Source organism: Methylobacterium sp. HJ2, from assembly GCF_056431005.1.
The window spans coordinates 98,375-117,186 of the sequence record NZ_JBWJYM010000013.1; the positions used below are offsets into that span (position 1 = coordinate 98,375).

Annotated in this window: 13 protein-coding genes and 4 pseudogenes; 6 read left to right on the top strand and 11 right to left on the bottom strand. The window is 67.3% G+C overall.

What is annotated here, in order from left to right; genetic code table 11:
• Window positions 1-33: 33 nt before the first annotated feature.
• From ACS5RC_RS24710 to ACS5RC_RS24740, 7 genes are read right to left on the bottom strand one after another with little or no spacing between them, the layout of a single operon-like run.
• The gene (locus tag ACS5RC_RS24710) at window positions 34-2,307 is read right to left on the bottom strand and encodes a chemotaxis protein CheA (RefSeq protein WP_478346575.1); all 2,274 of its coding nucleotides are present in this window, start codon (window positions 2,305-2,307) and stop codon (window positions 34-36) included.
• The gene (locus ACS5RC_RS24715; protein ID WP_478346576.1) at window positions 2,304-2,708 is read right to left on the bottom strand and encodes a response regulator; all 405 of its coding nucleotides are present in this window, start codon (window positions 2,706-2,708) and stop codon (window positions 2,304-2,306) included. Before ACS5RC_RS24715 ends, ACS5RC_RS24710 begins: the two co-directional genes overlap by 4 nt.
• Window positions 2,701-3,564, bottom strand: a complete 864-nt coding sequence (locus tag ACS5RC_RS24720; RefSeq protein WP_478346577.1) for a CheR family methyltransferase — start codon at window positions 3,562-3,564, stop codon at window positions 2,701-2,703. The genes ACS5RC_RS24715 and ACS5RC_RS24720 overlap by 8 nt, the downstream gene beginning before the upstream one ends.
• Window positions 3,565-3,568: 4 nt before the next feature.
• Window positions 3,569-4,141 (bottom strand): HEAT repeat domain-containing protein, encoded by a 573-nt coding sequence (locus ACS5RC_RS24725; RefSeq protein ID WP_478346578.1) that lies wholly within the window; start codon window positions 4,139-4,141, stop codon window positions 3,569-3,571.
• Complete coding sequence (cheB, locus tag ACS5RC_RS24730; protein WP_478346579.1) at window positions 4,141-5,247, bottom strand: chemotaxis-specific protein-glutamate methyltransferase CheB; 1,107 nt, start codon at window positions 5,245-5,247, stop codon at window positions 4,141-4,143. Before cheB ends, ACS5RC_RS24725 begins: the two co-directional genes overlap by 1 nt.
• A complete protein-coding gene (locus tag ACS5RC_RS24735; RefSeq protein ID WP_478346580.1) occupies window positions 5,244-6,725 on the bottom strand; it encodes a chemotaxis protein CheW in 1,482 nt (493 codons plus the stop codon). The genes cheB and ACS5RC_RS24735 overlap by 4 nt, the downstream gene beginning before the upstream one ends.
• A complete protein-coding gene (locus ACS5RC_RS24740; protein WP_478346581.1) occupies window positions 6,718-8,649 on the bottom strand; it encodes a methyl-accepting chemotaxis protein in 1,932 nt (643 codons plus the stop codon). Before ACS5RC_RS24740 ends, ACS5RC_RS24735 begins: the two co-directional genes overlap by 8 nt.
• A 519-nt stretch (window positions 8,650-9,168) precedes the next feature.
• Between ACS5RC_RS24740 and ACS5RC_RS24745 the strand changes: the two genes are divergently transcribed.
• Entirely contained in the window at window positions 9,169-9,684 is a 516-nt protein-coding gene (locus tag ACS5RC_RS24745; protein WP_478346591.1) for an inorganic diphosphatase, read from the top strand.
• Between the two features lie 146 nt (window positions 9,685-9,830).
• Here ACS5RC_RS24745 and ACS5RC_RS24750 read toward each other — a convergent pair.
• Window positions 9,831-10,777 (bottom strand): annotated as a pseudogene (locus ACS5RC_RS24750) (IS110 family RNA-guided transposase).
• Window positions 10,778-10,951: 174 nt separating this feature from the next.
• Here ACS5RC_RS24750 and ACS5RC_RS24755 point away from each other — a divergent pair.
• Window positions 10,952-11,917: an IS481 family transposase gene (locus ACS5RC_RS24755; RefSeq protein WP_478346582.1), complete on the top strand. Its 966-nt coding sequence runs from the start codon at window positions 10,952-10,954 to the stop codon at window positions 11,915-11,917.
• Between the two features lie 104 nt (window positions 11,918-12,021).
• Here the strand turns inward: ACS5RC_RS24755 and modA are convergent, their stop codons facing one another.
• Entirely contained in the window at window positions 12,022-12,831 is an 810-nt protein-coding gene (modA, locus tag ACS5RC_RS24760) for a molybdate ABC transporter substrate-binding protein (RefSeq protein ID WP_478346583.1), read from the bottom strand.
• A gap of 254 nt (window positions 12,832-13,085) precedes the next feature.
• On the opposite strand from modA, the gene ACS5RC_RS24765 reads away from it, so the two are divergent.
• Entirely contained in the window at window positions 13,086-13,490 is a 405-nt protein-coding gene (locus tag ACS5RC_RS24765; protein ID WP_478346584.1) for a cupin domain-containing protein, read from the top strand.
• 69 nt (window positions 13,491-13,559) lie between these two features.
• On the opposite strand, the pseudogene ACS5RC_RS24770 reads toward ACS5RC_RS24765, so the two are convergent.
• Together ACS5RC_RS24770 and ACS5RC_RS24775 are read right to left on the bottom strand one after the other, a co-directional pair.
• Window positions 13,560-14,425: pseudogene (locus tag ACS5RC_RS24770) on the bottom strand (helix-turn-helix domain-containing protein).
• A 144-nt stretch (window positions 14,426-14,569) separates the two neighbouring features.
• Window positions 14,570-14,842: pseudogene (locus ACS5RC_RS24775) on the bottom strand (tyrosine-type recombinase/integrase); the annotation flags it as partial.
• A 236-nt stretch (window positions 14,843-15,078) separates the two neighbouring features.
• Here ACS5RC_RS24775 and ACS5RC_RS24780 point away from each other — a divergent pair.
• The 3 genes and pseudogenes from ACS5RC_RS24780 to ACS5RC_RS24790 all read left to right on the top strand — a co-directional run.
• Entirely contained in the window at window positions 15,079-16,299 is a 1,221-nt protein-coding gene (locus ACS5RC_RS24780; protein ID WP_478346585.1) for a GNAT family N-acetyltransferase, read from the top strand.
• A complete protein-coding gene (locus tag ACS5RC_RS24785; RefSeq protein WP_478346586.1) occupies window positions 16,296-17,522 on the top strand; it encodes a GNAT family N-acetyltransferase in 1,227 nt (408 codons plus the stop codon). The genes ACS5RC_RS24780 and ACS5RC_RS24785 overlap by 4 nt, the downstream gene beginning before the upstream one ends.
• 351 nt (window positions 17,523-17,873) lie before the next feature.
• A pseudogene (locus ACS5RC_RS24790) lies at window positions 17,874-18,686 on the top strand (transposase); the annotation flags it as partial.
• Window positions 18,687-18,812: the final 126 nt, after the last annotated feature.

The window sequence follows — 18,812 nt, forward strand, 5'->3', positions numbered from 1 at the left end:
CCGACCCGGCGTCAGTCCGGCGTACAACGGCCATCACCTTTGCTCCCGAGCCATCTGGTCCACCGTCGGCTCGGCCGCGAGCAGGGAGGCAGGGTCGAGCACGAGCAACACGCGGCCGTCGCCGAGAAGGGTCGTGCCTGCCACCCCCGGCAGGGCCGCCACGAGGCCGGATGGCGGCCGGACCACCGCTTCGATGCGGTCCTCGACGCGGTCGACTTCCAGGGCGGCAGTCTCCGGACCCACCCGGATGGCCAGGAGCAAGGCCTCCGGGGCCGCGATGGAAACGTGCCCATGCCCCGACAGATCGACGAGCCGAAACACCGGAACGGTTCGGTCCCGCAGGACCGTCGCGCGCCCGCCGGCGACGGCATGGATGGCCGTCCGCGGCCTACGAACGACCTCCACGACGGCGTCCATCGCGATGCCGTACGATTCCCCGCCCGCTTCGACCACCATGATGCGAGCCAGGGCGACGGTCCGGGGCAGGTGCAGGTGGATCATGGTGCCAAGGCCGACTTGGCTCTCGACCGAGACGCGGCCGCCCATGCGCACCGCCGCCGCACGCACCACGTCCATGCCGACGCCCCGACCCGACAGGGCGCTGACGCTCTCCGCCGTCGAAAAACCCGGCGCGAAGATCAGGTCGATGACAGCTTCGTCATCGAGTGTCGCGGCCGCCTCGGCCGAGCATAAGCCGCGCTCGAATGCCCGGCGGCGGATGAAGGCCGGGTCGATCCCGCGCCCGTCGTCGGAGACCGACACGACGATGCCGTTGTCGTCCTGCCCGGCTGCCATGCGAATGCGCCCGGCTCCGGGCTTGCCGTCTCGTCGCCGCGTTGCCGCATCCTCCAGGCCGTGGTCGACCGCATTGCGCACGACGTGCAGCAGTGGCTCGAACAGGTTCTCGACGATGCTCCTGTCCGCCTCCGTGTCCTCGCCTTCGACGTCGAGGACGACCTCCTTGCCGAGGCCGCGTGCGGCCTCGCGCACCGGACGCGTGAAGCGGCGGAACACCCCTGAGAGCGGCGTGAGCCGGAGCGAGACGGCGCTCCGATGCAACGTCGTCGCGAGGCGCCCGATATTCGCGTCGGCCTCGCGGATCGCGCGGGCCAGCGTGCCCGAATCCTCGCCGGCCTCGGCCCGGGCGGCGAGATGGCCAAGGGTGTTGCGGGCCACGACGAGCTCGCCGACCAGCGCGACGAGGCCGTCGACCCGGGAGGCGTCGACCCGCAGGGTACGGGCCGCGTCTCCACTGGGGAACTCGGTCGCGCCCCTATCCTCCTCGGCACCGGTCAGGGAAGTGGTGTCCGGCCGGCCGGTCAGGACGGCATCGATGGCCGCCCGGAGGGCATCCAGCCCGCGTTCGAGCGCCCGCGCGCACTGCTCCGCGTCGACGGAACGGCCAACCGACCGGAGTGCGTTCGCCGCCGCTCGCGCGCAGGCTTCCGAACGGCCCGCGTCGGTGACCCCATCGCCCTCGGCGGCCAGCACGCGGACCTGTTCCGTGAGGATTGCGGCGACGACCGGCGGCAACGTAGGCGCGACCCCGGTCTGAACCTCGCGGACCACGGTCCGTGCGCCGGCCACGGGCATATCAATGACCGTGATCTGGTCGCCGACGAGCCGGAAGGCCGTTTCAACCTCCGGGCGCGGGGCCTCGGTCAGCAGGGTGATGACGAGGTTGCAGGCATAGGCGTCGAATTCCTCGCCCGGTTCCCACGGCGTGGCCGGTTCGACCGAGACAGCCCGCAGGCCGGGTACCTTCCGGACCAGCGCGAGCGGGTCGTCCCCTGAGAAGAAGCAGTCGTTCCGGGGCAGGTATCGCACCGCGGTCAGCGCTTTGCCGCTGACGTCGGCGGGGTCGGCGAGACGGATGGCCCATCCCGGTAACGCTGCCGCATCAGCCGCCAGGACCTTCGTTTTGCGCCCGATGAGCGAACGGTACCGCTCGGCCAGATCGGCCGCCTCGGTCGCGGCGGTGGCCGGCAACCGCTCCGTCGCCTCCACCGCATTGGCCCATCGCGCCGTGGCATCGAGGGTCTCCAGCGAGAGGTCGATCAGCTTGGCATCCACCGCGAGGGTCCCAACCCGCGCAGCGGAGAGGCCATCCTCGGCGGCGTGCAGGAGCGCGAACCACGGCGGGTAATCGAACAGGCCGACGGAGCCCTTGAGCGTGTGGAAGGCGCGGAACACCCGGTTCACCGCCTCTGCGTCGCCCGGTGCCGCCTCAAGCGCGAGCAGGTCCTCCGTGGCCGATTGGACGAGCTCGCGCGTCTCGGCGAGGAATTGTTCGAGAAGCTCGTTCACGGGCGCCGTCCCGCGAGCGTCAGGGCATGCGCGGCAAGCGCGTCCTCGGAGAGCGGCTTGACCAGATAGAAGTTCGCGCCCGCGGCTCGCGCCGCCTCCCGGTCGCCGTCGCCGGCCTCGGTGCTGGTCATAAGGGCGGGGATGGACCGGATCGGGAACTCGCGACCCCGCAGGGCGCGGAGGAAGCTGAAGCCGTCCATCTTCGGCATGTTCACGTCCACGACGAGAAGGTCGTAGGTCGTGCCCAGTACCCGTTCCAGCCCCTCTATGCCGTTGAGCGCCTCGTCGACGACGAAGCCCGCCTTCTCCAGGACACCCCGATAGTACATCCGCACCAGGCTCGCGTCGTCGACGACGAGCACGCGGGGGGGCTCGACGGGTGCGGTCGCGGTCTCAGCCATGCTCGCCCTCGCGCGGCCGCCTATAGACGATGGCGTCATCGTAGCGGCAGACCCTGAACAAAGGGGAGATCCGGCTCATGCTCTCGGTGTGGCCGAGGCAGACGAACCCGCCTGGGACGAGGGCATCGAAGATGTTGTCCGCCGCGACGCGTCGAGAGGCGTCGTCGAAGTAGATCAGGACGTTGCGGCAGAGTATGACGTCGAATCGACCCTGCGTGGCCATCGCTGCCGCCTCCGTGAGGTTGCAGGGGGTGAAACGCACTGAGCCGCGCAGGTCCGCAAGGATGCGCCAGGCCGGGCCGAGGCGCGTCTCCTCGCGCACGAAATAGCGGGCGACGAGATCCGGGCTCAGCCGCATCAGCGCGCGCTCACCATACCGGCCTTCCTCCGCGGCGGCGAGCGCGCGGGTGTCGATGTCCGAGCCGACGATCTCGATATCGTAGCGGTCGACCTCCGGCCAATTCTCCAGGAGCCAGATCGCCACCGAATAAGGCTCTTCGCCGGTCGAGCAGGGCATCGACCAGATCCGCACGGTTGCCCCTGACGGCTTGCCGGTGACGCGCTCAGGCAGAAGCGCGGAGGTCAGGCAGCGGAGCTGGTGGTCCTCACGGTAAAAATAGGTCTCGTTGATGGTGAAGGCGTTGATGAGCTTCTCGACCTCGCCGTCCGTGTCGGCGCGCAGGCGGGCGAGGTAGATCGCGAACGAGCGAGACGCGGTGGCCTGCATGCGTTCGGCGAGGCGCCGGTCGACGAAATAGCGCTTGGCCGGCGTGAACAGGATGCCGGTGCGCCGGTACAGGAATTCGCAGAAGCGCGCGAAGTCGGCATCGGTAACCGGCGATGTGGGTTCGGACACGCGCTCAACGCCCCGATCCGAGGCGCGCGAGCACGGTGTCGATGGCCTGGGGCAGGAAGGCCTCCGATGAAAACCGGCTCCGGGCGGCACGCAACGACGGCACCGCATCGGACGTCCCGACCTCCGCCAGCACCTCCACAGCTGCACCGCAGACGTTCGGGTGGGTCTCGCGCTCAAGCAGGCGCGCGAGCATGCCATTTGCGGCCTCGGTCGGCTGCGTCCGCACGATCTCGGTGGCGAGCAGCCGGACGTCGGCGTCGGCGTCGGCGAGCAGGCTGGGCAGCACCGAGGAAGCCGCGGCGGGCATCGCCTGGAGCGCCTCGATGCAGGCGTTGCGCAGCGACGCGTCTTCCGAGCGCAGGTGCCGGGCGAGCGCGGCGGCGGCGGATGGATCCGCTATGGCCAGCAGCGCCGCGAGAACAGCTTCACGAGCGCGCGGGTCCGTCTCCGCTTCAAGGGCATTCCCCAGATCGTCCGCCGCCCCGGTGCGGCAAGTGAGGTCGCGTGGGGCGGCGACGGCTGCAGACACGCCCGTGCTTTCGGGCGGACGGGGCGGATCGCGGCGTACGAGCGGCATCAGGGCACCATGTCCAGCAGCGCGTCGGCGATGTCGTCGAGTGGCGAGACTACGGTGGCGCCTCCCGCCCGGACCAGCTCTCCCGGCATGCCCCACACCACAGCCGTCTGCTCGCTCTCTGCGATGGTGCGGCCGCCCTTCGCTTGCAACTCTGCCATCGTCGCGGCGCCGTCGCGGCCCATGCCGGTCATCAGCACGCCGATCAGGCGTGAGGGTTGGACCAGTTCGAGGGCGCTCGCGACGAGGCGGTCGACGCTCGGGTGCCAAAGGTACTCGGCATGAACCGGCACCGGTTGCACGACCAGTCCGGAGGGGCGGCGCGCGAGAGTCACATCCGCGTCCCCTCTCCCCACGTAGACGTTGCCCGAAGCCAGCGGCATCGGCCGCGTGGCTTCCTGCACCCGCAGGGCGCACAGGCCGTCGAGCCGGCGTGCCAGGGGCCCGGTGAAGCTGCCGGGCATGTGCTGTGCAACTACGACCGGCCACGGAAAATCCGCCGGCAATCGCGACAGCAAGGCATCAAGCGCCGGCGGTCCGCCCGTGGATGTCCCGACCAGCACAACGCCCTCGACCGGCCCGGGCGCTGGCGACGACGTGGGCGGTGTCGCAGTCGAAGGCACGGTCGCTCGTCGCGGTGGCCATCCCTCCGCGGCGCGGGCCGAGGAGGCGCTCCTGGCACGGATGCGCTCTGCCAGGCGCAGGGTCGGACGCAGGCGGGCGCGGGCGGCCGCCCGGACCTTCTGCACGATCAGCGGACCGAGGCGGTCGATCTCCAGGGAGACGGCGCCGCCGGGCTTGGCGACGAAGTCGACGGCGCCGCGCTCCATCGCGTCGAGCGTGACCTCCGCGCCATCCGCGGTCAGGGACGACACCATCACCACCGGCGTCGGACGATCCAGCATGATGCGGTCGAGGCATGCGAGGCCGTCGAGGCCCGGCATATTGACGTCGAGGGTGATCACGTCCGGGCGGAACCGGGCATGCTCGGCCAGCGCCTGATCGCCATCCCGCGCGAAGGCCAGCTCGAAGTCCGGTTCCTGCGCGAACACGCCGCCGAGGAGCTTGCGCATCAGCGCCGAGTCATCGACGACCAGGAGGCGGATCATGCCGCGGGTTCCGCGCCGGCGTCCTGCCGCCGCAACCGCTTCGTCGAAGCGCGCACGCTGCGGTCCGTGCCGGCGAGGAGTACCGAGGCGTCGACGATAGGCAGGAGGCTGCCATCGTCGAGGGTTGCGACCCGGTCGATGGCGTTCTCCGCGTCCCCGGAGTAGTCGGGCGTCGGCCGGATCGCGGCCGCGTCGAGGCGCAGCATGCGCGAGACACCGTCGACGAGCAGGCCGGCGACGCTGCCACCGGCTTCGAGCACGACGATGCGCCGGCGCGGGCCGGCCTGGCCGGGCGGCAGGCCGAAGCGTCGTCGTTGGTCCACCACGGCCAGCACGGTACCCCGCACGTCTATGGCTCCGACGATCAGGTCCGGCGACCGGGGCAGGCGCGCCATGGTCTCCGGGACGCGGAGAACCTCCCGCACCGCGCCGACCGCTACGCCGTAGCTTTCGCCCCCGACGTCAAAGACCACGACCTGCTCGGTCGCATCTCTGGCCATGACATCCAAGGTCTTGGCGTTATCGGAGCGTACGGTCGAGGTGGTCACGGACGTCCCTTCCAACAGGCGGTCGGGGGACAGCACGGAGACGAGCGTCCCGGCTGCATCGACCCGGCAGATCGCGTCGACGGCGGTCGCGCCGCCCCGGCTCAACGCCGACGGCACCGGATCGACGGCATCAGGGGCGAGCCGCAGGATCGGACCCAGGGCATCGACGACGAGGCCGGTCTCCGTTCCTCCGAGGCGCGCGACGACGATGCGCGCTTCCGCCCCCGGCAGTGGCGCGGCGAGGCCGAGCAGCGCCGGCAAGTTCAGCAGCGGAAGCACCCGGCCCCGCAGCGCGACGACGCCCAGGGCGGCGGTCCCGGCCCGCGGCACCGGCACGACGTCCGGCGGCAGCGCGAGCACTTCCGCGACCCGCTCCAGCGGCAAGGCGTAGGATCGCCCAGCGGCCGTGAAGGAAACCAGCGCGACGCGCTCCGCATCCGCCGCGCCGGCAACCTCATCCCGTCCATGCCGGACGCCTGCGGACGCGGACGCGCCGGCACGCCCACGGGGAAACGCTTCCGCGACCAAGGCCGGGAGATCGAGCACGCGAACCTGCCCCGACCCCGCCGTGGTGGTGAGACGCCGGACTTTCGATGGGCCTTCTTCCTCGAACGATTCCGCACCTGCCGAGAACGCGACGACGCGGTCGACCAACAGCCCGACCGCCTCGGCCGCCTCTGCCACGACGACACGAGTCGGTTCCGTGGCGGGCTCGAATCCCGGACGCACGACGCGGCGCAAGTCGAGCACCGGTAGGGCCGTACCGCGAAGGTTGGTGAGCCCGGCCAGCGCGGCCGGTGCGCCGGGCACCCGCGTCAGTCTGGGCGGCCGGAGAAGCTCGCGGACGATGCCCGCATCGAGGGCGAAGTCGTCCGAGCCCAGCGTGAAGACGAGGTAGCGTCGGTCGCCCGTGCCGTCGGTCTCAGGCATCCGCGGCCTGCAACTCGTCGGCGAGCGACGCGATTTCCTCGACGCTCGCCGCGAGATCCTCGGCACCCTTCGACTGCTGGCGCGCCGCAGTTGCGGCCTCACTGGAGGCGCGGTCAGCCTGCTCGGCCGCGGCCGCGATCTGCTGCGCGCCCTTCAGGCCCTCGCGGGCGGCGACGACGATGGCGCCCGCCCCGGTCAGGACGTCGGCATTGCCAGCCTCCAGTCGGGCGATGTCTTCCTCGACGCCGGCCAGGTTTACGACCAGAGCCCGATTGCGCTGCGCCTCCGTCTCGGACGCAGCGACGACCATCTCAAGCGCGCGTCGAACGGCGGCGACACCATCTTGTATGGCGCGCACGGTGTCGAGGATGCGGTCCGCGTTCGCCGCCGCGTCGCGGGCCAGCGCGCGGATGTCGTTCGACACCACGGCGAAACCCTGCCCCCCCTCGCCGGCGCGGGCCGCCTCGATGGCCCCGCTGACCGCGAGCATGTTCACCTGCACGGCGACCAGGGCGATAGAGCCGACGGTCTTCTCGATGCGGCGATTGCTGCCTTCCAATTCGCCGATGCGGGCGAGGCAGGCGCGGGTCTCGCCGAGGGAGCGCTCGACGCCGTCGGCGAGAAAGCCGACCGCCGAGCGCACGTCCCGCATGGTCGCCCCGATGCCGGCGACGCTCTCTCGGGCGGCCGTCGCATTCGAGCTGAATACCGCGGCGCTACGCTCGACCTGGGCCATCGCGGCGCTGGACTGCTGCGCGGCGGCGCTCTGGATGGCGGTCCCGCGGCTGATCTGGTCGATGGCGGCGAGGATCTCGCCGGCCGCCCCGGCCAATTCCTGGACCGTGGCCGAGAGTTCCTCGGCCGCCGAGGCGACCTCTTCGGCTCGATCCCGGACCGAGCCGCTGCCGGTCAGGTCGTCGGCGAGACCCGCCAACGCCTGCGCGGTCGTTTGAGCCTGGTCGAGGGATTGCGTCTGCTGCGCCACGGCCTGCTGGGCCTGCCCTGCGGCGGCGGCCTGCTCCTCTGCCGCGGAGGCAATCTGCTCCGCGCCGCGTTGCGCCTCTCGGATGGCCGTCTCGGCCTCGACCGCGGCGGCCAGGATGCCCTGCGCGCCCTCCGACAACGTGCCGAGTTCCGACCGGACCGCCTCCAATCTCTCGGTTACGCGGCTGCCGGCCTCCGCTTCAGCCGTCGCAGTCCGGGCCGCGGCGCGTATGATGTCGCCGACACCGCGGACCATGGTGCGGATCGCCTCGGCGAGCGTTCGGACCTCGCCGGCGCTCGTTTCGGACGTCTCGGCGAGCGCCCGCACCTCGTCGGCGACGACCGCGAAGCCGCGCCCGTGCTCGCCGGCACGAGCCGCCTCGATGGCGGCGTTCAGGGCGAGCAAGTTAGTCTGGTCGGAGATGTGCTCGACCGTACCGGTGATCTCACCGATGCTGGCGGCCCCACGGTCGAGCTCCTCGATCAAAGTGACCGTGGCGGACTGTCGGCGGGAATTGGCCTGCACGGCTGCGACCGACGTGGTGATTTGAACGCCGTTCTCCGCCAGCTGCGTCTGGAACGCCGTGGTCGACTGACGCGAGGCGTCCGCCCGTTCCCGGGCCTCTGACAGACGGGCGGCGATGCCCTCGATGGCGCCGATGGACTCCTGCGCAGCCCCGGCGGCTTCCTCGGCGCCGGAGGCGATCTGCTCCATCGACCGGCGCAGTTCCTCGGCGGCCGACGACGCCTCGGTCATCCCCGCCGCGAGTTCCTCCGTCGCGGCGGCGAGCCGCTCGGCGGCCTTCTCCCGCCTCGCACGGGACCGCTCGCGCGAGCGTCCGGCTGGAATAGGCGTGACCGGGGAAGGGTTCGGAACACTCGCGCCGGCATCGGCGGATTTTTCCTGCGGCGCGAGCCGCGTCCTCTTCACCAGCGCCATGGACAGTTCACTCGCGTTCGACCGTCCTTCCTGCCGAACGCAAGGGTGAGGAGGGTTCGGAAGTAGAATCCGCGGTTCTAAGCCTGAGGACGCTGCGGTCAAGGATAACCCGGCAGTATCGTACGGTTGCGTGCGGATGCTCGGAGCGCCCATGCCCCCGCCCGCGCGGATGATGGGCGGCCGCCGCCCCTTGTGGGATCACGATGTCTGGCATCAGAGGTGATCCAGCCGGTTCCGCCCGAGCGACAGCGCATCGTCGTGGAGCGCGCGACTGTGTCCGAATCCACCTCGGGACCGACCGACGCGAGCAAGTACCGGCGCCGGAATGGCTAGCCCAATCACTACAGGTCGTACGGTCTCGCCCGGCTACCCGCACGGGCGCTCCCGAGGACCCGGGGCCCCCTCCCGGGTTCCCCAACCTATGGCGCCATCCCGGGCGCGGCGCTGAAGCGCCGTCTTGTCCCCGTCCCCCCGCCGCTTGGCCGCCTCCCGACATTCGGCGAGGCAGGCCACGTCCACATCGTCGTCGAGACGCCCAAGGCCAGCCCGAGCAAGTACGCCTACGCGGAAGCGCTCGGTGCCTTCCTGTTCAAGTTGGTCCAGCCGGAGGGCACGACCTTCCCTTACGGCTCCGGCATGATCCCCTCGACCAAGGGCGCCGACGGCTACCCGCTCGACATCCTGCTGTTGCTCGATGCGGCCGCCTTCCCGGGCTGCGTGCTGGAGGCGCGGCTGGTCGGCGTCATCGAGGCCGCGCAGCGAGAGCGCGACGGCGCCTGGGAGCGCAATGACCGCTTGATCGGTGTAGCGGTGAAAGCCCGCACGCATGCGCACGTCCATACCCTGTCCGACCTGCGACCCGGCCTGCTCGACGAGGTCGAGGCGTTCTTCGGCCACGACAACCAGCTCGCCGGCAAGGACTTCCGGGTGCACTGGCGCGGCGACGCAGAGGTGGCGCTCAACCCTAGTCCGGGAGGGCGTCGGGGCTTTCGGTCGGGCGGACGGCTGACCCCACTGTCGTGGCCGCCGGCTTGACCGATGTCCGCTTCGGAGACGCACCCAAGGGCCATCTGATGTTCGGTCCCACTGTGTGGTGGTACGACTGATGCCGCATAGAGGGACGCGCTATGGGACAGGTTCTCCACGGCAGCGCCACGACGACTGAGCGGCTGTGTTGAAGGTCAATCCGTGAGGGGCCGCCAGGGTGTGCGGTCGCGGACCATAGCGTTGAGCGTCACCAGGAGCTTTCGCATCACCGCCACAAGGGCAACCTTTCTCGGTCGGCCGCGCTGGGTGAGCCGCTCGTAGAAGGGCCGGAAGGGAGAACCTCGCCGGATCGCGGTCAGCGCAGCCATGTACAGCACGCCCCGCACAGATGTTCGCCCACCCGCGATGGATCGCCGGCCCCGCATCAGACCGGAATCGCGGTTGATCGGCGCGATGCCGACGAGAGCCGCGAGCTGGTGGCGCCCGATGGTGCCGAGTTCAGGCAGCTGAGCCAGAAGCGTGCGCGCGGTGACGTCGCCGACCCCGGGAACGGACTTGAGCAACGCCTCAGTCTCGCACCAGACGGGAGAGGCCTTGATGGCTTGGCCGATACCCCGTCGAGCTCTGCGAGCTCCTCCTCCAGGAAGGCAATGTGGCGGCTAAGCCGCCGGGTCAGCTGCTTGTCCACGGCTTGGTCGCGGCGGTTGGTCTCCATCTTGATCATCCCGATGATCTGCCGCCGCCGGCTCACGAGCTCGGCGAAGTGGCTTCTCTTCGGCTCGGGCAGAGGTCTGGCCGGCGGTCTCATGCGTTCGGCGAAGAGAGCGATCACCTCAGCGTCGAGCGCGTCGGTCTTGGCCAGCCTGCCCATGGCTCTGGCGAAGTCGCGGATCTGGCGCGGGTTGACGATGCAGAGCGGCAGTCCGGCCGCTGCAAGCGCTGCAGCGACGTTCGCCTCGAAGCCGCCAGTGGCTTCCAGGACGACGAGGGCAACCGGGAGGTTGCCGAAGCGGCGCGCGAGGGCTTCAAGCGCCTTCGCATCCCGCGGAACGTGGAAGGCCTCGTCCGTCGGCCTGAGATGAACGTCGAGACGGTCCTTGGATACGTCGATGCCAACGAAGAGGGTGGGTTGTTCGTCCATGACCCTACCTTGCAAATGCGGGCTCGGGCCCGAGCGGCTGTCCGGGTTCGGGACTGTGGCGGTGAGGGCCGCACCTTGCTCTGTCGCGGGCTTGCGAGCCCCAGACGGACGCGGGCTGACCCTCACCGTGTAGCCTCGCTGGCTTCACGCCAGCGAGCAACTCCAAGATACAAGATGGTCCGTCGGGCAATCCAAGCTCGTCAAGAGAGCGTGAGGGCCGCCGCCAAGCGCTACGGCATCAGCGCCACGACGGTGCAGAAGTGGCGCTCACGCCAGACCAGCACCGATGCTCGGATGGGACCGAAGGAGCCCCGATCCAGCGTGCTCAGCCTAGAGGACGAGGCGGTGATCGTCGCTTTCCGCCGGCACACTCTGCTGCCGCTGGACGACTGCCTCTACGCGCTGCAACCGAGCCTGCCGCATCTGACCCGCTCGTCGCTTCATCGCTGTCTGCAGCGTCACGGCATCAGTCGCCTGCCGGACGTCGAGGGCGACAAGCCGAAGCGTTCGAAGTTCAAGGCCTACCCGATCGGCGACTTCCACATCGACATCGCGCAGGTCAGCACCGAACAGGGCAAGCTACATCTGTTCGTGGCCATCGACCGCACCAGCAAGTTCGCCATCGTCCAACTGCACGAGAAGGCGACGCAACGGATCGCTGCAGCCTTTCTACATGATCTGATCGCGGCGGTGCCTTACACGATCCACACGGTGCTCACGGATAACGGCATCCAGTTTACCGACAACAAGCCAGTGAACGAGGAGGCCGAAGCGAAGGCAGCCGCCTACTGGGCGACCCAGGACGGGCCGCGCCTGTACCGCTGGCACTCATTCGACTGGGCGTGCGAGCAGACGAAGATCGAGCACCGCCTGACCAAGCCGCGCTGCCCATGGACGAACGGTCAAGTCGAGCGGATGAACCGAACTATCAAGGACGCCATGGTCAAGCGCTACCATTACGAGAGCCACAACGAACTCCGGCAGCACCTGCAGCTGTTCGTGGATGCCTACAACTGCGGACGCCGGCTCAAGACCCTGCGCGGCCTCACGCCCTACGAGTTCATCTGCCAGGCCTGGACGAAAGAGCCAGAACGCTTCAGGCTCGATCCGTCACACCACATGTTGGGACCGAACATCTAGTGGTCGAAATCTTACGGATGGTACCCACGCCGTGGGGCCGCTTTCGAACCGTTGCAAAAGGCCAGAAGGTCCGCTTCTCGGAGGTCGGTAACCAAACTGATCGATTAGCCGGGCTCCAGACCCTTGGCGCGGATGATCGCTGCCGCGGCAGGAGCCTTGAGAAAGGCGAGGAACGCTTCGGCCCGAGCCTTGTCCGCGGTGGCCGAGATCCCTCCAGTCAGCACCACGAAAGACTGGACCTCCGCAGGAAACGGTCCGACCACGTCCACCCCTGAGACCGACAGCAACTCCGGCATCAGTTGCACGGCAAGGTCTGCCTCGCCCCGAGCAACGACATCTCCGGTCAGACCGTTCGGGATCGGTTTGCCCTTGGCCTTCACCTCGTCCGCGATCCCGAGCTTCTGGAGAGCAGCGGCGAAGACCGCTCCACTCGCGCCGGACGTGCTGTAGGCTACCGATCCTGCGCTGGTGAGCGCCCGCTTGATAGCTTCAGCAGAGCCGATGTCAGGCCGCGCTGCGCCTTTCTTGACAGCGAGGCCGATGCCCGTGCGAGCGAGCGTAGTCGCGGTGCCGTCGGCAACCTTGCCCTGCTGGATAAGGACCGCAATCAATGGTGGGGTGACGACTACAACGTCGAAAGGCTTGCCTGCTTCCACCTGCACTTTGAGGATGGCAGAGGTGTCGTAGGTGACGATGAGGCGATCGCCGCTTGCCTGCTCGAATTGCTGGACAAGTTCGTCCAAGGCGGTCTTCAGTCCCTGCGAGCATAGGACAGTCACATCGGCCGCATGGGTGCTCGTCGCGATACTGCAGATGCAGATTGCGAGCAGACAGAGCGTCCGTAGCCTTCCTGCAAATCCGATCATCATACCCCCCAATTTCTGCTTTATCAGCTCTGTATCCGATCCTCGCATCAATGGAGTCCTGGCGCATCCCTCAGACGAGGCAGCCAATGAGTTCAATGTGCGCACCGCCGCGGTTGTCACTGACCACTGAACGTCCGGTTCCAACCGCAAAGCAGGGGCCCGCTTCCCACCCTTCTCTGGCGTTCAAGGATGGGTACCAAGCGTCCGATATCCACCGCTAGCTTCGTAGTCGGTAAAACGTCGGATTTGTTCCACTGCAATCCGGTCCATGCCATCCTACAACAAAGGGGAGGACGGGGCAGATGATTCGACGGTTTGCGGTACTTGGGCTTGCTCTCACATGCGCCGCCAGCGAGATCATTTTCGTAAAATCAGCCATGTCCCAGGAAATCAAGCGAACTGAGCTGGGCCGCTCGCCTGTATCTGGCGACGACATGAAAGAGATCGTCATGCAGGTTGCCGAATATCCTCCTGGGGCGGTCTTGTCTCGACACTTCCACAATGGCGAAGAAAGCTTCTACATTTTGGAGGGTGGCACATTCCAGGCGCCAGGGAAGGAGCCTAAAGAACGAGTGGCGGGAGAACGAGGCATTAATCAACGCGGCGTTGCGCATGGGGGTGTCACTGTCGTCGGCGATAAGACGATCAAGATCCTGTCGGTCTTTGTCGTCGATAAGGGCAAGCCACTCCAGGAGCCTTCGCCGTAATTGCTGACCAATCCGAGCCGAAGCCTTCACATCCGGAGGCAATCCAACACGTTTTTACGGACTGGCTCCCTAGTGGTGAGAGCCTAACACTTGGTGCCCGCGCTTTGCGGCTGGGATGATGCGATCCGGGTCGGCGGTCCAGACGAAGGGCTTCGGGTTGCCGTTGCTCTCGGCGATGAAGCGTTTGATGGCGGCCTGCACCTCGATCAGCGATCCGAACACGCCGCGTCGGAGGCGGCGTTTTGCGAGCTTGGCGAAGAAGCCCTCGACGGCGTTGAGCCACGAGGCTGAGGTCGGGGTGAAGTGAAAGGTCCAGCGCGGGTGGCGGTCAAGCCAGGCGCGGACCTTCGGGTGTTTGTGGACGGCATAGTTGTCCAAGATCGCGTGGACGGTCTTGCCCGCCGGAACCGCCGCCTCGACCGCATTGAGTGGGCAGGCGGGTCGACGTAGAGCCCGACGACGTCACGCAGTTTGGCGGCGAAGGCCGGGTCGGTGGAGAGCTTGAACTGCCGGACCCGATGCGGCTGCAGACCATGCCCCCGCCAGATCCGCTGCACCGACGAGATGCTGATAGCCGCAACCTTGCTCATGGCGGCGGCCGTCCAATGCGTGGTCTCGCCGGGTGGTCCTCCTTGCGTCAGAGCCACCACGCGCGCCGCCACCTCCGGCCCCAGCGGCGGAATGCGCGCCGGTCGCGTCCTGTCCCGAAGGACCCTATCGACGCCCTCCTGCGCGAAGCGGTCCTGCCAGCGCCAGATCACGGTCTTGGACACGCTCGCCGCACGCATGATCGCGTGCGTCCCGAGCCCATCCGCGCTCAGCAGCACGATACGGGCGCGCCAGACGTGCTTCTGCGGCGTGTTTCGATCCGCGACGAGTGCTTCGAGTTGAAGGCGATCCGAGGTCGAGAGCGTGAAAGAGATGCCACTGCGCATCCCGCCAGACTCGCAGGATGGGCCTCAAACCGAAACCCCACACGGACTCAACCGTCAGGGCTCAACCACTAGTGACTGGAATGGGCGCTTTGCTGTCGGACTGGTTCCGAAGCCCCTCGACAAGAAAGCCGGGGGGCCGAACACTCAAATCTCAGTTCCCTCTGCCAAGGTCAGGGCATCCTCGACGTCGACACCGAGGTATCTGACCGTGCTCTCGATCTTGGTATGCCCCAGCAAGATCTGGACGGCACGCAGGTTGCCGGTCCGCTTGTAAATCAACGATGCCTTCGTGCGACGCAGGGAATGGGTCCCGTAGTCCTCGCTTCGCAGCCCGATGCCTGCAACCCACTCGTCGACCAGGCGTGCATACTGCCGGGTGCTGATGTGCGTGACGCCGTCGGGCCGGCTCGGGAAGGCAGGCCTAACTTCAAAAGCTGACCCGCTACATCGTCATGACGATCTAAGCTGATCGCGGCTTATCACAAGCGGATTACCACGAATGCGAGCGGCGACGCCGAGAGATGGCGGAATATAGAGATATCTTGCCGCTAAGGATGATATCTGTGCGCCGCGACTTGATCGAGCACTCAGGCGAAGCGCCTCCTTCCGTAGAGCGTCATACGGCAGGCGCGGTTGCCGCTCCTCGAATCTCGGTGGAGATCGCCAAGCCGGCACGCTTCGTCACAGTCGAGCGGGACTGGAATGACCTGGTCAGGCGTTCACTGGAGGCCAACGCCTTCCTAGAACCCGCTATCGTGGCTGCGGCCGCCGCATCGGGCCATACGATCATCGACATTCTGCTCGTCTGGAGCGCGCCGAGCCAGGGCGGCCCTGGGCAGCTCATAGGCGCCTGGGCCTTCGCCCACCGCCCGGCCCTGTCGCTACTACCACTTCCTGCCCTCAAGTCGCCCGTCCATGACCATGCCTTCCTGGGCGGGCCCGTGCTGGATCGCGACGCCGCAGCGGAGGCGCTTGGCGGCATACTGGATGCGGTTGTCCGCACGCCCTCCCTGCCGAAGATCCTGAGCATCGGGAACTTAAACGCAGACGCGCCCACGGCAGCGGTATTTGAGATGGTGCTGACGCAGCGCGGATCGCGCTGGACCTGGTTCGAGACCAGGCGGCGGCCCATGCTGCTGAAGACGCAGGCTGGTGGTGGCGCGACGCCGATCTCGGTCAGCCGGGCCAAGTCTTTGCGGCAGAGGCGCAGGCGGCTCGCCTTGCAGGGCGTCGTCACCTGTACGCACCATCGATCCGGTCCCGACTTCGAGGCCGCGATTGAGGCTTTCTTCGCTCTCGAAGCCTCCGGCTGGAAGGCCCGTAGAAGCGCCCGCGGGCAGGCGATCCTGTGCGCCCCCAGCGTGACGACCTTCTTCAGGCTCGCCCTTTCGGCGCTAGCGATCCAAGGCCAGGCCTGGGTCACGGCCCTGCGTGTCGATGGCCGCGCCGTCGCCATGCAGGTCACCCTTCGCTCCGGCGACACGGCTTTCACCTGGAAGACGGCCTATGACGAGAGGCTACGCGCCTGTGCGCCCGGGCTTCTGCTGCATCAGGAGATGACCGACTGGTTTCTCGCCGAAGCGAGCTTGGACGAGGTAGATTCCTGCAATCAGGACGATACCGGCTACATGGCAGAGTTCTGGTCGGGCCGACGTACCGTCTCGGATCTGATGGTCGATGTCAGATCGCGCAAGGTCGTGGTCCTCACGTTGATCGGGGCAGCGGAGACCCTGCGTCGGCGTTTGCTCGATCTCGCGCGGTCCGCGCGATCCCGGCTCCGCGCTTGGCGGCGTCGCCTCGCCCCTCTGATCCCAGCGACGGATCCGCCGAAAGGCGAGCATTGCCAGGCGCCAGCACATGGGTCTGCCAGTTGAGCCTATCCGTCGCGACCCACCTGCCCGCGGGCAGCCCTCTGGCAGAGGCATCCGCCCCCGCGGTCGGCATCCAGCTCGCCGGTCCGGCTGAGTTTGCTGGCTTATGCGGGCAATGGTCCGCGCTGGTCACCCGCGCCGCCGTTCCCAATGTGTTCATGGACCCTGCGGCGGCGTTGGCCTTCGTGGAGAGCTGGCCTGATCCAGTGAGATGCGTGCTTGCGTGGGGGACCGACCCGGGGACCAGTACCGGCGTGCAGCTCGTGGGCGCCTGGCTGCTCGTCGAGCGCGTCACGCGCCTCAGTTGGCCTTGGAAGGCACTCGTCAGTCCGGCGGGACCCGTCGCTTATCTTGGGACGCCGGTGATCGATGCAGAGTATGCCGTGCCTGTCTTGGCTGCGATGCTAGATTACATCCGGACAACGCCGGGCCTGCCGAAGCTGGTGCTGGCGGGCGACATTTCGGGCGGGTCAAGGGTGATGGACGCCCTGGAAAAGGCGTTACTCGGCAGCGAGGCGCGCGCGCGTCTGATTGAGGCGCGCAGCCGCGCTAAGCTGACGGCATGCGAAGGACCAGAAACTTTCTGGGCACGCTCGATGTCATCGAGCCATCGCAAGGCCTTTGCCCGTAAGCGGCGTCATCTCGGCAATTTGGGGCAATTAGTCTTTTCATGCGTCAACGGGCCGAAGGCGGTTGTCGCTGGACTGGAAGAATTCCTGAGGTTGGAGGCCGCCGGCTGGAAAGGCAAACGGAAGAGTGCGCTGATGTGCGATGCGGCGACGGCTAGGTTCACGCGCAAATTCGTCGCCGAGTTGGCGCAGCGCCGATTAGTGTCGCTTCAAGCCTTGCGGCTCGACGGGGTTCCGATCGCAATGACACTCGTGCTGTTCTCAGGAGATGCCGCTTATACTTGGCGCACCGCGTATGATGAGGCTTATTGCCGCTTCTCGCCCGGCGTTCTGCTGCTAGAGAACACGACGGCATACCTGATCACGAACCCAGCCGTCACAATCACGGATTCGTGCAACCATCGCGATACGGGGTTCCAAGCCGCGCGCTGGCCAGAGCGCCACGCGGTGCTCGATCTTCTGATTGATGTGGATCCAGGACTTTCCGTGCGCCTGCTCCTGCTATCCAGCCGCGAGAGGATAATCCGACGCGGCAGAGAAATAATGCGACATTTGTACAAGCGTTTTCAATGGAAGCTGAGCGGCGCTCAGCAATAATACCATACCAATTGCGCCAAGAAACTGGGGCTGCGAAGCCCCCAACACACCGCTCGTGTGGGCTTTCCTAGATATTGTCAGCTGCTTTTGCTCATCATCTTCAGCCATCCAACGTGGCGCAGCACAATGGAATGCTTTGGACCGTCGTTGGTCCAGGAATTTGTTCACTGTCATGCGATCGGCAAGAAAAACTGGCAAGCCTTGCCGTACCTTGGGTGCCGCGGGCAGAGAGGCAATCCACCTGTCACCTCGGCAAACGTCTGCATCGGGTCGATTCTGTTGAAAAACTCGGGTGTTGCAGTGGTTGTGATGAGGTGATCCTCTCCTGTCGAGAGACGGAGATCGCAGCAGATGATGGGACCTCGCCAAGTCGAGCAGGGTGCCCTGTTCTATGAGTTCTCGCTTGAGACGCACGTCCCCACCGACCATCTGCTTCGCTCCATCGACCGCTTCGTCGACCTGACCGGCCTGCGCCAGGAGCTGGCTCCGTTCTACGCCTCGACGGGCCGCCCCTCGGTCGATCCCGAGTTGATGATCCGCACGCTGATCGTCGGCTACTGCCTCGGCATCCGCTCCGAGCGCCGGCTGTGCGATGAGGTCCACCTCAACCTCGCCTACCGCTGGTTCTGCCGGCTTGGGCTCGACGGCCGGGTGCCGGATCATTCGACCTTCTCCAAGAACCGCCATGGCCGCTTCCGCGACAGTGATCTCCTGCGCCGTCTGTTCGAGACCGTGCTTGCCCGCTGCATCGCCGAGGGGCTCGTCGGTGGCGAAGGCTTTGCCGTCGATGGCAGCCTAATCAGGGCCGATGCCAATCGGCAGAAGGGGGTCGAAGGCTCTGCCGGCCTGCCGCCCGAGGCCGTGAGCCGCGCTGCTCAGAAGTACCTCGCCGTCCTCGACGAGGCCGCCTTCGGGGCCGCGACGCCGGTGCCGCCCAAGTTCATCTCGCCCGCCGATCCGGCCGCGCGCTGGACCGGAGCGCACGGCGGGCAGGCGTTCTTTGCCTACACGGCCAACTATCTGATCGACCTCGACCACGCGATCATCGTCGATGTCGAGGCGACCACGGCCATCCGGCAAGCCGAGGTCACGGCCGCCAAACGCATGATTGAGCGTTCGCACGAGCGCTTCGACCTCTATCCGGCCAAGCTGGCCGGCGACAGCGGTTGACCTGACCGGCTGGCTTTGGACCGGGCTGATTGAGAGGATCAGCGTGGACCAGAGGAGTTGGGGATGAAGCGAGGACAAAGGCCGAGCGCGGAACAGGTCGTGCTGACGCTGCGCCAAATC

Bases quoted from the DNA above. Each gene is read 5' to 3' on its own strand.
- ACS5RC_RS24715 (WP_478346576.1), bottom strand. From the start codon at position 2,708: ATGGCTGAGACCGCGACCGCACCCGTCGAGCCCCCCCGCGTGCTCGTC.
- ACS5RC_RS24725 (WP_478346578.1), bottom strand. From the start codon at position 4,141: ATGCCGCTCGTACGCCGCGATCCGCCCCGTCCGCCCGAAAGCACGGGC.
- cheB (WP_478346579.1), bottom strand. From the start codon at position 5,247: ATGATCCGCCTCCTGGTCGTCGATGACTCGGCGCTGATGCGCAAGCTC.
- ACS5RC_RS24735 (WP_478346580.1), bottom strand. From the start codon at position 6,725: ATGCCTGAGACCGACGGCACGGGCGACCGACGCTACCTCGTCTTCACG.
- ACS5RC_RS24740 (WP_478346581.1), bottom strand. From the start codon at position 8,649: ATGGCGCTGGTGAAGAGGACGCGGCTCGCGCCGCAGGAAAAATCCGCC.
- ACS5RC_RS24755 (WP_478346582.1), top strand. From the start codon at position 10,952: ATGGTCCGTCGGGCAATCCAAGCTCGTCAAGAGAGCGTGAGGGCCGCC.
- modA (WP_478346583.1), bottom strand. From the start codon at position 12,831: ATGCGAGGATCGGATACAGAGCTGATAAAGCAGAAATTGGGGGGTATG.
- ACS5RC_RS24765 (WP_478346584.1), top strand. From the start codon at position 13,086: ATGATTCGACGGTTTGCGGTACTTGGGCTTGCTCTCACATGCGCCGCC.